A 12,447-nucleotide genomic window follows, 5' to 3' on the forward strand; every position below is an offset into this window, starting at 1 on the left:
TTTAGTTTATCCTTCAAAGACAACTTCCCCATCACAGATGGTAAACTTCACTTGGCCTTTAAGCTTTTCACCAACGAAAGGCGAATTGGCAGCCTTGGAGGCGAAGTGATCAGTCACAAGTCTATCGGCTTCTGGGTCAAATATTGTCAAATCAGCAGGACCATCCTGAGCAATGAAGCCAGCATCAAAACCATACAACTGAGCTGGATTGACTGTCATTTTCTCCAAAAGTTCCATCAAGCTCAGATGACCAGCCTCAACTAGGTAGGTCAGTCCCAGAGAAAGCGAAGTCTCAAGCCCAGTCATACCAGAAGGCGCTTTAGTGATGTCTTCAACATTTTTCTCGTCAGCATGATGTGGAGCATGGTCCGTCGCAATAACAGAAATGACACCAGACTTGAGCCCCTCAATAACCGCCAGACGGTCCGATTCTAAGCGCAGAGGCGGATTCATCTTAGCATTGCTACCCTTGGTCAATAGTAGAGCTTCTGTCTTTGAGAAGTGCTGAGGTGCTGCTTCAGCAGTGACTTGAGCACCTAGCTTCTGAGCGAATTCCACCACCTTTACACTCTCAGCCTTGGACAAATGCTGGATATGCACATGAGCCTTTGCATCATAAGCAATCATGACATCGCGAGCAATCATACTGTATTCTGCCACACCTGTCGCGCCACAGATATGAAAATGCTCTTTAGCGATATGCTCATTGAAACCGAGTATGCCGTTGAGATTGGGATCTTCCTCATGCAAGCTGATAAAGGTGTTATTTTTACGTGCTTCCACGAGGGCTTGGCGGACAATGCCAGCATTGGTCAATGGAATACCGTCATCAGAAAAACCTACTGCACCAGCTGCCAAGAGACCTTGGAAATCTGTCAGATGCTGCCCATCAAAATTCTCTGTGATCGTTGCGACTGACTTAATATGGATATTTTCACGACTAGCCGACTCCAGTACTTCCTTCAGGGTTTCAACCGTAGAGATGGTCGGATTGGTATTGGCCATCATAACAACAGTCGTAAAGCCACCTGCAGCTGCTGCCAAGGCTCCCGTATGAATATCTTCCTTATGAGTCTGGCCTGGCTCCCGGAAATGCACATGTATATCCACCAAACCTGGAGCCACAACCAAACCACTGGCATCAATGACTTTTGCATCTTCAGCCTGCAAACCTTGACCGATTTTAACAATCTTTTTCCCATCAACCAAGAGGTCAGTAATTTGGTCAAAACCAGTCTTAGGATCCATAACTCGTCCGTTTTTGATTAATAGCATCGTCTTATCTCCTTATTCGTAAAAGTCCACATGCGTATCCAGCAGTTTATCCCCGTCATAAACAAACTTTGCAGAAAAGAAAGGCTTGTCTTCTAAAAGCCACTCAACAAAGGTATGATCGCCTTCCCAGGTTGGTTTAGATAAGACCTGGTCATAGGGCACCCATTCCAAAGTACCTTCATTGCAGTCAATCAGTTCCCCCTCAAACTCAGTCACCTTAAAAACATAGGTATACCAGTCCAAATTAGGAGTAAACTCTGGAAAAGTAATAATGCCTTTGAGAACGGGCTTGGCCTTTAGTCCCGTCTCCTCTAGAATCTCGCGCGTAGCGCATTCCTGCGGAGTTTCTCCTAGCTCTAGCTTGCCACCAACACCAATCCACTTCCCAGCATGGACATCATTGGGCTTTTTGTTGCGATGCAACATAAGAAACTCCCGGCCATTATCAATATAACAAATCGTTGCTAACTGAACCATACTACCTCCTAAGCTAACCAATTGATAGGTTCCAATCCCTTAGCCACTAAAAAATCATTGGTACGAGAAAAAGGTTTGCTACCAAAAAAACCACGATAAGCGGACAGCGGACTTGGGTGAGCCGACTCGATTATCAAATGTTGCGAATTACTTATCAAGGCTTTTTTCTTGCGAGCGTAAGAACCCCAGAGGATAAAGACAACTGGATCGGTCTTTGCATTGACTACCTTGATAATAGCATCCGTAAAAGGCTCCCAGATTAAACCGGCATGCGCATTTGCCTGACCAGCAGGCACTGTCAGCCCAGCATTAAGCAAGAGAACACCCTGCTGAGCCCAGGAAGTCAAATCATGCGACTCTTTCACTCCGATATCATCAGCCAGTTCTTTGAGAATATTCTGCAAAGAAGGCGGAGCTGGAATGTCATCAGGCACCGAAAAACTCAAGCCCTGCGCCTGTCTCGGTCCGTGGTAAGGATCCTGCCCCAAAATAACCACCTTAACATCTGCTAAATCTGTCGTCTGAATCGCATTAAACACCTTTTCCCGAGGTGGGTAAATAGTCCCTGAAGCATACACTTCATCTAAAAAATGATTAATTCTTGCAAAATAACCTTCAGGTAGCTGCTCCTTAATCAAAGTGTGCCAAGCTGAATGTTGCATATATGTCTCCTCTCATTTCCTAGGATTGGATATTTTATCGAATCCACCTAAGTGCTCTTCTGAGTTTTGCTGTTCCATTTTCCAGAAAACAAGAACCGTGAGCTAGTATAATTTTTTCTGGTTGCCATGCCAACATCTGCTCCAAGCACTCCTTAGCTTCTTTTTGATGACCGATAAAGGTCATACGATAGTCAATAGGGGTCTGCCCATCCGGAGCCGCAACACGCACTAATTTATAAGCCTTGCTGCGAAGCGGACTTGCAAAATGCTCTGTTTCAAAATTCTCGATCAAATCTGTCAAGATTAAGGTTTGACTGTCCTTGTGAAAAAAGACAACTTCCTCAATATAAGCACTTCCCTTGAAAACCAACTGATTTATCTGGTCTTCCCAAGCTTGTGGAGCCTTATCTGTCAGCTTTTCATCAAAAGAGACCGGGATTTTCTGCTTGACTGCTCTCTCTTCCACTCCTGGGCTAGACCAAGTAATCGCCTTAGGATAACGCTTCTTCCAGTCAGCTATATAGGCATAGTGAATCTTATTAGGTGAAACAAGGTGTGCAACTGGTCCCAAAGCGTCCAACTGGTCAAACAAGGCTTGATTTGGTTGGATTGGTGAATGGCACCAGAGCTGGCCATTTGCTAACTTGATGACCGTCATGCGGGTAGAAAAAGGCAACTTTGTCAGCACCGCATCCATCTCAATCAAATCACCGTCGACAATCCAGATATTCTCAGCAATGGGCTTCAAGGTATAAAGCGGTTCATAGATAGGAACAGGTCTTTTCATCTTTAATCATTCCTTTTCAAAGACTTTCGTTGGGAAATTTTTAAGTAGCAGACGACTTTCTTCAAATCTTGAGAATACTGACTTAAACCAAGAGCAGAAACCAGTAAAATCTGTGGTAAAAATTGGATGAGGTAACGGGTTTTCCCACCTTCAAAAATCTGTAGGAAGAGTAAGCCTCCAAAAACAGCAAGATTCAAAAAATTGACGCGATCATCTGGTCGGTACTTCCACAAAGTCATAACGAGACCTAGACTCATAACAATCCAAACTAGCTGCTTGATAAGAGCGTAATAGACATACTCCTTCTTATCAATGCTTAAAAAAAATGTTCGAACAAACTGAGCAAGTGGATTGTTTTTGGTCATTTCGTATAAAGGATTAATAAATGGTGTCTTTTCATTTTCAACATCCCGATAGAGCCAACCCAGAGTCCCTTCTGCCACCGTTAGAGATTGCTTGTAATATAAGTGCCCCCAAAATGTCGCGGGTGTATATTCCTTCAAGCGACGCTTAATTTCCTTAATGACATTTTCCTTAGCAAACATGCCATTATTATAGTCATCTCTTTTGTTGGGTTCAATATATTGGAGCAACCCTTCTTTCATATCTGCTTGATTATGACCTATGTATGTAAGCCCCAAATTGATAAAGAGAAGCGGTCCCTTAGCTAATCCTTCTTTTTGAATAATTGTCACTTCATTCTGGTTCTTAATAGCCGTATGAAGTCCACTATAGGTTATCCCAAAAGCAAGGACAAATATTGATAAAACCAAAAGAAAATTTTTCCACTGCTTCTGCAAAAAGAATGTTACGAAGAAGGCAATCAAGAGAATCATGACTGTCGGGCGAACAAAATACAAGAAGCCTGTGAGCAAACCCAATGATATACTTAAGGCAGTCAATTTCTTAATACTGTCAGCTTTAAAGATTCCAAAAATTAAGAAAATCTGTAAAGAAATAAAGGGCAGTGGCGGAATATCCGTATACATAGAGAAGAAATAAGGAGAAAATCCAGCCAAAAGTACATAAAGACTAAAAACGATATCAGCTGTTTTTTGATTAAAGAATTTTTGACTACCCTTATACAAAATACACGCTGTTAGATTAGCATACACCATGTTAAGCCCCTGCATTATCCAAAGCGCAGACGACTCTCCAAACAGCTTGTAGAAAAAGCGTTCGTAGAGAAAGAGAGGCAAGTTATTTGGGTTACGAGTGATATAGCTTGAAATCGATGTCTCTTTGAGCAAGCGAAATGCCCCGTTCAGAATAACTGCTGCATCCCGACGCACCAGCAACTCAGCCGACCAAATCATAATGAGCTGAAAGACTACTACAGCCACCATAATCGCGATCTTATGTCGCATCAAATAGCGGTATATTTTCAAAACTTCTTTACGGTAATAATAAGCCCCAAGCAGTAAGATAGCAAAAATTGGATAAGCCCAATAACTCATCTCACTGATATAAAAGATTGAAACAAAAAACCAATGTACCACAAGGACTAACATGATTTTTTGTAAAATAGAAAATGATAGACGATAAATCTTTGACATAGGCTTATTATAGCAAAAATCAAGGTTTTTAGCTAAGAAAATACAGCAATCAAAAGACTGCTGCTTTTCTTTTGGCAAAGATAAAGTATCTGCTTCAATATGAAATAGCGTTTAAATTTAAGCAGAACAAAGTCTTACAGATGCCAATTTTCTTGATCTTCCTTAAAGCGTTTCAATAAGGCTAATCCTTCAGCATTGATATAACCTTCTTGCTCAGCTAGGTGAATCAACTCTGTATAGTTTGATAAAGTCACCAATTTGACACCTGCATCATTAAAATTCTTTTCAGCTTTTGGTAGCTCATAGGTAAAGATAGCTGCTGCGCCAATCACATCCGCACCTTCTCGTTTCGCTGCAGCGATAGCATCCAAGACCGAACCACCAGTCGAGATTAAGTCCTCAATGACAACCATCTTCTGCCCAAGCGCTACGCGACCTTCGATTTGATTGCCCGCTCCGTGATCTTTTGGTTTGCTGCGGATATAGGCAAATGGCAGGTTCATCTTATCTGCGATAATGGCTCCGTGAGGAATGCCCGCTGTCGCAGTTCCAGCAATGACTTCTACATCAGGAAATTCCGCCCGAATCTTTTCGACAAAACCATCCTCAATCAAGGTCCGAGTCTCTGGATAAGCCAAGGTCACACGGTTGTCCGTATATATAGGTGACTTGATGCCTGATGCCCATGTAAAAGGCTCTTCTGGCTTCAAATACACAGCTTTGATTTTCAATAAATCACGCGCAATCTCTTTTGCTAAAGTCATTTTTTGCTCCTTATAAATTTGAAATTTTATGATGCTGTCAATTTCGTACGACAATTTAAATCGAATACATTGTTTTGCTTAACTATTCCACTGCTTCTTAATCTCGTGGTAAGCATCCCATGGATTTTCAGCTTGGATAATCGGACGACCGACTACAATATAATCACTACCGATTTGATGGGCTTCCTGTGGTGTCATAACCCGTTTCTGGTCGCCAATTTCTGATCCAGCTGGCCGAATACCCGGCGTCACACAGAGAAAGTCTTTGGCAGTTGCTGCCTTAATTAGTTCAACCTCTTGAGCTGAACAAACTACGCCATCCAAGCCAGCTTCTTTAGCCTTCCGAGCATAATTTACAACAGACTCCTGAACCGTAGTTTGGATGTTTTGACAATCACGCATATCTTCTTCACTTGTCGAAGTCAGCTGAGTCACCGCAACCAACTTAGCCTTATCCCCTAAGACCTTCTTGGCTTCGCTCATCATCTCTACACCACCAGCCGCATGGACCGTCACCATGTCGATACCAAAAGTTCCTAAGACAGACATGGCTGAGCGCACAGTATTGGGAATGTCATGTAGCTTCAAATCCAAGAAAATACTGTGCCCAAGACCTTTCAAATAATGAACGATTTCTGGACCGATAGCATAGAAGAATTCCATACCGATTTTTACAAAAAGTTTTTCATCTTCTGGAAAATGCTCCAGAAAAGCTTTGACATCGTCAAAAGATGGAAAGTCGAGGGCGATAATAGGACGTTCTTCACGCATGTAGGGATAATCTCCTTTTTTGATTATTAGCTTTAAAGAACTCCGCTAGGTACTCCTGTTGTCAACTATATCTTCACACTAGACTCGAAAATATAGAAAAAACCTTGCCTGAGAGCAAGGTTACACGAAAATGTGACAGAATTTGCCATTCAAACGTATGATCCTTAGTAGCCTCTCTGGACTTCTTTAAAGGTTATATTTAGTTCATTCTATAATTTCACAGCAAGATTGTCAAGCAAAAATGTAACTTTAAAGCAAATTCTCTCGAACTTCTTTACGAAAGCTTTCAAGACTTTCGATGCAGTATTTATCCATCGCCTTAGGCAGATTTTCAATGATGGTCGGGCAGGCATATGGATCCGTGAAATTGGCAGTGCCCACCCCAATGGCTGAAGCGCCCGCTATAAACATCTCCAGAGCAGCCTCCGCTGAATCAACTCCCCCCATACCAATGATAGGAAGTTTGCTTGCCTGCGCCACTTGACGGATCAGCTTGAGTGCTACCGGAAAGACAGCCGGACCCGACATACCACCTGTGCCATTAGCGATAATAGGCTTGCGTGACTTCAAGTCAAATCGCATACCTACCAAGGTGTTAATCATGGTAAATCCAGCAGCTCCAGCATCTTCAACGGCCTTGGCTACCTGAGTGATATCCGCCACACTCGGAGTTAATTTGACATAGACAGGTACAGCAGAAGTATCTACTGCTGCCTTGGTTGCTTCGTAAGCCAACTCTGGAACTTGGCCAATCAACAGTCCAGCATTTCCATGGTCAACATTAGGACAGGAGATATTGAGCTCAATAGCCTTGACATTGGAGGCTTGAGAAATTTTCCCAGCCACTGTGGCATATTCATGATTTGAAAAGCCTGCTACATTAGCGATGATTGGCAGGCCGGGATAATGCTTTTCCAGCCAGGGTAGTTTTTCAGTCAGTACAACTTCAACGCCAGGATTTTGCAAACCAATAGCATTAAGCATACCAGCTGGCGTTTCTGCCACCCGCGGTGTAGGATTACCAAAGCGGGGCTTCAAAGTCGTAGCCTTTATCATGATAGAACCCAGCAAGTCTAGGTCATAGTACTTGGCATATTCTTGTCCAAAGCCAAAGCAGCCAGATGCTGGAATAATTGGATTTTTTAGGTCCAAGCCTGGCAAGGAAACTCTTAAACGTTTATCACTCATTTTTTCCTCCTAGACAATAATCGTGCCCGTTTCGAAGACCGGACCATCTTCACAAACCCGTTTATTGACTGACTCATCCTGACCAGCTACATGAACGACACAAGCATAGCAGGCACCCATACCACACGCCATACGAGATTCCATAGAGAGATAAGCATGCGGATGATCCTGAAACTTACGATCGACGTACTGAAGCATAGCTGGCGCTCCACAGGAATAGACAGCAGCATAGTCTTGGGGCAATTTATCTACAACAGCTGATACATAGCCCTGACGACCATAAGAACCGTTATCCGTCGTGACAATGACCTCAGCGTATTTTTTCATTTCTGCTTCCAAAATGACAGCGGATTTATCAGAGAATCCCAGTACAGCTGTCACTCGAGCTCCCTTAGCATGCAATTCTTTAGCAACCTCGAGCAGGGGAGGGACACCAATCCCACCACCGATAATCAAAGCGTGGTCACCTGCCCTTACGGGGCTCAAATCAAAGCCATTGCCCTGAGGCCCCATAACATCAAGAAACGAGCCGACTGGCAGTTGAGAAAAAATAGCCGTCCCGCCACCTTCTATCCGATAAATGATACGACAAGTCAGATTATCTCGGTCAATCTCAGCAATTGAGATCGGCCGGCGCAAAAGCTTGCTGTCATCTGGTACTCGAATATGTAAAAACTGCCCAGCCTGCATCTGGTTAACCATTTGGCCCTTTAGGAGCATGGAAAAAATATTAGGTGCAATTTCTACTTGCTCCAGTAGCTCCATCTGCTCCAGCATAATCTTGCCAAATCTCTTTTTGCAACTGTCACTAACCATGACAACCTCACTTTCTACAAGAAAAAACCTCGCCACAGCAAGGTTTCGCAAAAAACAAGGCAGTCAATTGCCTCTTATATCGTTTTTCCTACCTTGCTGCCTCACTGGACTTGATTAAAGGTTTAAATTTATCATATTCTACAACTAAATAGATGTTTTGTCAATCCTATTATGATAAAATAGACCTATGAGAATTCAACAACTACACTATATTATCAAAATCGTCGAAACTGGCAGCATGAATGAAGCTGCCAAGCAACTATTTATTACCCAGCCTAGTCTCTCTAATGCAGTACGAGACCTTGAAAACGAGATGGGGATTGATATTTTCATACGAAATCCTAAGGGAATCACTTTAACCAAAGACGGCATGGAATTTCTATCTTATGCTCGTCAGGTGGTTGAGCAAACACAACTTCTAGAGGAACGGTACAAGAATCCTGTCGCCCATCGCGAACTCTTCAGCGTATCTGCCCAACACTATGCTTTTGTAGTCAATGCATTTGTCTCCCTCCTTAAGAAAAGTGATATGGAAAAATATGAGCTTTTCCTTCGGGAAACTCGGACTTGGGAAATCATTGATGACGTCAAAAACTTCCGTAGCGAAATTGGTGTACTCTTCTTAAACGGTTATAACCGAGATGTTTTATCTAAAATGTTGGACGACAATCATCTGATTGCAACTCATCTCTTCACAGCCCAGCCCCATATCTTTGTCAGCAAGTCTAATCCACTTGCCAAGAAAAAGTTAGTTCAATTATCCGACTTAGAAAACTTCCCTTATCTCAGCTACGACCAAGGGACCCACAACTCTTTCTACTTCTCAGAAGAAATCCTCTCCCAAGAGCATCACAAAAAGTCTATCGTGGTCAGCGACCGTGCCACCCTCTTTAATCTCTTGATTGGTCTGGATGGCTACACCATTGCGACCGGTATCCTCAATAGCAACCTCAACGGTGACAACATCGTCTCTATCCCTCTTGATATTGACGACCCAATCGAGTTGGTCTACATCAAACATGAAAAAGCCAGCCTATCTAAAATGGGTGAGAAATTTATCGAATACTTACTTGAGGAAGTCCGATTTGATAAATAAGGAGAGACTATGAAGGTAAAAACAATTCTAGCTTTTGCTACAATTATATTTATCCTTGGACTCCTGGCCGTAAACTACAATTCAAATCCGAATACTACTGATGGAAATTACACCTTTAAAAACTAACGTCAGATAGCTTTATACTATCTGACGTTAGTTTTTTCCTTATTATTTAGTATTTCAGTTACATATTGGTCCTTATTCTCATTTGTATAAGTTTTTGATCTAGACTGAACCCTAATACCATTACTATTATCTTTATGATCCATCACATACGTTTCAGTTACAACCATTTTAAAGTTATCACCTGTCATATCAAGGTGTATTGGTAAGTTTTCAAACCGTTCAGAATAAAATAATTGATAGGGATAGCTTTCAAGCTCGATATTTAGCCTGTTATTCCATAAACTATCAGTACCACTAAAAAATCTCATAGAACTTCGTATCCAATAATTTCTACTATCATTAGGTTGATAATCATCAAAAAATTTTTGACGTTCTTCTGCTGAATGTGAAGTATCTTGTAAAAAATAAACTGGTGGAAAAATATTAGATTCGGGTGTAACGTCATATTCATAGTAGGTTTGAAGTTTATGAGTTTGTGGATTTTTCAACTGGAAACTCGTAACTTCATATTGATTACCATAATTTTGGGAGATCGTATCCCCTTGGTAAATCATCAGGTAGTTTCTAAACTCACTACCATCTCCGTGGTCAATTCCCGGAAAACGAAGTGATAATTTATTAAACTGTTTATAATTAAAGCCATCCGATTTAAAGAGTGAACCGCTATTATAACGGTCAAATAAGATATCTATTTTTGTATTATCAGTAAAGGACAAATGTATAATTGTATAATTCAAATCAGATTTTAAATCAGTTCTTATAGATTCTGACCATTGACCATCGACAGGTCTTTCCTCATTAAAATGAACAAACTCAATATTAATATCTTGTATAATCTTTTTCTGGCCCTTTTTATGACTAACTTTTAAATTATAAACTCTATGATAAATGTGTTCCGAATCAAACCACTCTGGCTTGATATAATAGCGAAGACCAATATAGCCAATAAACAAACTAATTAAAGCGAGAAAGATATATTTCTTCTTAATCTTCAACTTCTTCATACTCACCTCCTGGGAAATTAATTTCATAAAATGATAGCTTATTTTTTATTTTTATATCTTTTTGTTAAAGCGTCATCATTGGATTTTACAAAAGTATCAAGATCGTCTAGAACTTCTTTGATGTATTCGTCTTTATTTTCTTCTGAATATAACTTGGTCGCCTTTCGTACTTTTACTTTACCATAACCATAATCCAGTAGTTGAGTCCTTGTAACAGAGATTTTAAATTTTGAACCCGTCAGTTTGACACTCACAGGAAGATTAGTTAAAGCATCGGAATAATACCATTTAGCATATAGAAAAGTAAAATCATGACTAAGCATTTTTCTAGGGATGTCAGAGCTCTTATCCCAATAACCAAGACTACTGGTGTTATAATCATCATAAAATTCTTGCAATCCGTCCTGATTCGCTCTTCTTTCAACTTTCAAATAAATCGGAAATATTGTTTTTCCTGGAGGATTTCCATACTCATAATAGGTCTGTAACTTACCTGTTCTAGGATTTTTGAGGTCAAAACGAGTTACATCGGATGCTTTTGGAATTTGGTATAATGTATCCCCAGTATATAGCATCCCAGAGAGAAAGACGAGCCTATAACCAGACATATATGCCTTATTTAAGCCTGGAAATCTTTGGGTCATGTCTAGAAAAAGTTCATCATCAATGTAAAATTTATCGCTAAAAGCTGGACCCGTTTCAGAAAATTTTTTTAGCGGAATCCAAACACTTGTCCCGTCATCCAATTTAGCATTCAAAATGACCCTACTTTTATAATAGCGATCAGCATTTGTCAAAGTTATTTCTGACCAAGTTAGTCCCTCAGGAACTTCAGCCTCTTTCTCATAAATAAATTCAAGATTTATTTCTTTTATGGTTGACTGTCTAGCTTTTATCGAACTAGTTTGATAATTATATACTTTGATGTATTGATTTTTGCTATCAAATAAGCCAGGAGCAACATAATATCGAAGCAAAATATAAAGTCCAATAGCAAAACAAACTAAAACTTTAATAGTAAGTGGAATTTTACGCTTCACTTTTTTTACCTTTTTCAACTCCTCACCTCCTGGGAAATTAATTTCATTATATCATAATCACCATCATTATTATAGACTTCCTAATGAGAGAACATTTAATCAAAAAACACCTAAAACAAGTGGATTTCCACTTCTTTCAGGTGTTCTTTTATTGTCTTAATTGAGAAAATACTTGGCCAATCTTCCCTTCAATGACCAGGTCCGCCTGACTGTCTTGAGGGATGCTGGTCTTGTTGATGACGATAAGGTGCTTTCCTACAAAGTATTGGATGAGGCTTGCTGCTGGATAGACGACCAAGGAAGTACCGCCAATTATCAACAAGTCTGCTTTCTGGATAGCTTGAGCAGCCTGCTGGAAAACTTCCATATCTAGAGGTTCTTCATAAAGAGTCACATCAGGTTTTACAATGCCTCCACAGTCAAGACAGTGAGGAATTGTACCATCCAGAGCCAGAAAACCGTCCAAATCATAGAACCGCTGACAATTCAGACAGTAATTTCTATCCGCACTGCCATGAAGTTTAAGAACCTTTTTCGAACCAGCCATTTCATGCAAGCTATCGATATTTTGAGTCACAACAGCCTTGAGCTTGCCTTCCTTCTCCAAATCCGCCAAGTAGGCATGGGCTGCATTGGGCTTGGCATCTGGATAGAGCAGGTACTTCTTGTAGAAGTCGAAAAACTCCTGCGGATAGCGCTCAAACATAGTGTGAGAAACTAGCTGCTCTGCTGTAAAATGCCGTCCTAGCTTGACACTGTATATCCCATCAGAACTGCGAAAGTCCGGAATGTTGGATTCAGTCGAAACTCCAGCCCCACCGAAAAAGACGATATCCCTGCTTTGATCTATCAATTCTTGCAGCCTTGCAATCTTATCCATCCTAC

General features: G+C 40.9%; 13 protein-coding genes. 1 reads left to right on the forward strand and 12 read right to left on the reverse strand.

The features are described from left to right. Positions 1-6 precede the first annotated feature (6 nt). The 9 genes from PCY06_RS01775 to PCY06_RS01815 all read right to left on the reverse strand — a co-directional run bounded on the left by PCY06_RS01775 (position 7) and on the right by PCY06_RS01815 (position 8,296). Positions 7-1,275, reverse strand: coding sequence for a dihydroorotase (locus PCY06_RS01775; protein ID WP_082307613.1), 1,269 nt, complete (start codon positions 1,273-1,275; stop codon positions 7-9). A 12-nt stretch (positions 1,276-1,287) separates the two neighbouring features. After that, complete coding sequence (locus PCY06_RS01780; RefSeq protein ID WP_082307612.1) at positions 1,288-1,752, reverse strand: 8-oxo-dGTP diphosphatase; 465 nt, start codon at positions 1,750-1,752, stop codon at positions 1,288-1,290. Positions 1,753-1,760: 8 nt separating this feature from the next. Next, on the reverse strand, positions 1,761-2,414 hold the full coding sequence (locus tag PCY06_RS01785; protein ID WP_082307611.1) for a uracil-DNA glycosylase: 654 nt from the start codon (positions 2,412-2,414) through the stop codon (positions 1,761-1,763). Positions 2,415-2,448: 34 nt separating this feature from the next. Beyond that, the gene (locus PCY06_RS01790; RefSeq protein ID WP_061598805.1) at positions 2,449-3,201 is read right to left on the reverse strand and encodes a DUF4336 domain-containing protein; all 753 of its coding nucleotides are present in this window, start codon (positions 3,199-3,201) and stop codon (positions 2,449-2,451) included. Positions 3,202-3,203: 2 nt separating this feature from the next. Beyond that, the gene (locus PCY06_RS01795) at positions 3,204-4,757 is read right to left on the reverse strand and encodes a glycosyltransferase family 39 protein (RefSeq protein ID WP_082307794.1); all 1,554 of its coding nucleotides are present in this window, start codon (positions 4,755-4,757) and stop codon (positions 3,204-3,206) included. Positions 4,758-4,891: 134 nt separating this feature from the next. Then, the gene (pyrE, locus tag PCY06_RS01800) at positions 4,892-5,521 is read right to left on the reverse strand and encodes an orotate phosphoribosyltransferase (protein ID WP_061593183.1); all 630 of its coding nucleotides are present in this window, start codon (positions 5,519-5,521) and stop codon (positions 4,892-4,894) included. A 78-nt stretch (positions 5,522-5,599) separates the two neighbouring features. Beyond that, the gene (gene pyrF, locus PCY06_RS01805; RefSeq protein WP_008809197.1) at positions 5,600-6,292 is read right to left on the reverse strand and encodes an orotidine-5'-phosphate decarboxylase; all 693 of its coding nucleotides are present in this window, start codon (positions 6,290-6,292) and stop codon (positions 5,600-5,602) included. Positions 6,293-6,541: 249 nt separating this feature from the next. After that, a complete protein-coding gene (locus tag PCY06_RS01810) occupies positions 6,542-7,480 on the reverse strand; it encodes a dihydroorotate dehydrogenase (RefSeq protein ID WP_082307610.1) in 939 nt (312 codons plus the stop codon). 9 nt (positions 7,481-7,489) lie between these two features. Then, positions 7,490-8,296 (reverse strand): dihydroorotate dehydrogenase electron transfer subunit, encoded by an 807-nt coding sequence (locus PCY06_RS01815; RefSeq protein WP_082307609.1) that lies wholly within the window; start codon positions 8,294-8,296, stop codon positions 7,490-7,492. Positions 8,297-8,483: 187 nt separating this feature from the next. On the opposite strand from PCY06_RS01815, the gene PCY06_RS01820 reads away from it, so the two are divergent. After that, positions 8,484-9,392, forward strand: a complete 909-nt coding sequence (locus tag PCY06_RS01820) for a LysR family transcriptional regulator (protein WP_082307608.1) — start codon at positions 8,484-8,486, stop codon at positions 9,390-9,392. A 143-nt stretch (positions 9,393-9,535) separates the two neighbouring features. Here the strand turns inward: PCY06_RS01820 and PCY06_RS01825 are convergent, their stop codons facing one another. The 3 genes from PCY06_RS01825 to PCY06_RS01835 form a co-directional block, all read right to left on the reverse strand. Then, positions 9,536-10,522 (reverse strand): hypothetical protein, encoded by a 987-nt coding sequence (locus PCY06_RS01825; RefSeq protein ID WP_082307607.1) that lies wholly within the window; start codon positions 10,520-10,522, stop codon positions 9,536-9,538. Between the two features lie 38 nt (positions 10,523-10,560). After that, positions 10,561-11,580, reverse strand: coding sequence for a hypothetical protein (locus tag PCY06_RS01830; protein ID WP_082307606.1), 1,020 nt, complete (start codon positions 11,578-11,580; stop codon positions 10,561-10,563). A 130-nt stretch (positions 11,581-11,710) separates the two neighbouring features. Beyond that, positions 11,711-12,442: an NAD-dependent protein deacylase gene (locus tag PCY06_RS01835; protein ID WP_082307605.1), complete on the reverse strand. Its 732-nt coding sequence runs from the start codon at positions 12,440-12,442 to the stop codon at positions 11,711-11,713. Positions 12,443-12,447: the final 5 nt, after the last annotated feature.

The sequence above is a fragment of the Streptococcus sp. SG1 genome, from assembly GCF_030439935.1.
In the GTDB taxonomy this organism is placed as follows: Bacteria; Bacillota; Bacilli; order Lactobacillales; family Streptococcaceae; genus Streptococcus; species Streptococcus gordonii.